The 617-nt window shown below is 56.9% G+C and carries 1 protein-coding gene; it reads left to right on the top strand.

The annotated features are described in order from the left end of the window. Nucleotides 1-617: isocitrate dehydrogenase kinase/phosphatase AceK regulatory subunit (locus B3V69_RS19770; protein WP_296449240.1), on the top strand; the 617-nt coding region annotated here is incomplete at both ends.

Below are 617 nucleotides of genomic sequence, written 5' to 3'. Positions count from 1 at the left end.
ATCGATGCCGCCTTGTTTGGTGAAGACGATTTGCTGATGCTGTTCAGCTTTGCGCGCGCTTACTTCATGGTCGACATGGAAATCCCGTCGGCCTATGTGCAGTTTCTGCGCAGCATGATGCCGCGCAAGCCGCGCAATGAACTTTATAACGCGCTGGGGCTGGCCAAGCAGGGCAAGACGCTGTTCTACCGCGACTTTCTGCACCATCTGCGCCATTCCTCCGACAACTTCCGCATTGCGCCCGGCATCAAGGGCATGGTGATGCTGGTGTTTGACCTGCCCTCGTTTCCTTATGTGTTCAAGGTCATCAAGGACTACTATCCGCCGCAAAAAGACACCAGCCGCGAACAGATCAAAAGCAAGTACTTGCTGGTCAAGCAGCACGACCGCGTCGGGCGCATGGCCGACACGCTGGAATACAGCGAGGTTGCGTTTCCGCGCCAGCGTTTTGACGATGAGCTGATTGCCGAAATCGAGAAGTTCGCGCCCAGCCAGCTCGAAATCAGCGACCGCGACGTCGATGGCCGCATCGAGGTCATCATCAAGCACTGCTACATCGAACGCCGCATGATCCCGCTCAATATCTATCTGCAGGAAGCGTTCGATGCCGGCGGCGC

It is taken from the genome of Rhodoferax sp. UBA5149 (assembly GCF_002413825.1).
GTDB lineage: Bacteria > Pseudomonadota > Gammaproteobacteria > Burkholderiales > Burkholderiaceae_C > Rhodoferax.
The sequence above is the reverse complement of the archived record's forward strand: the minus strand, read 5'-3'. Positions and strand labels throughout refer to the sequence as shown.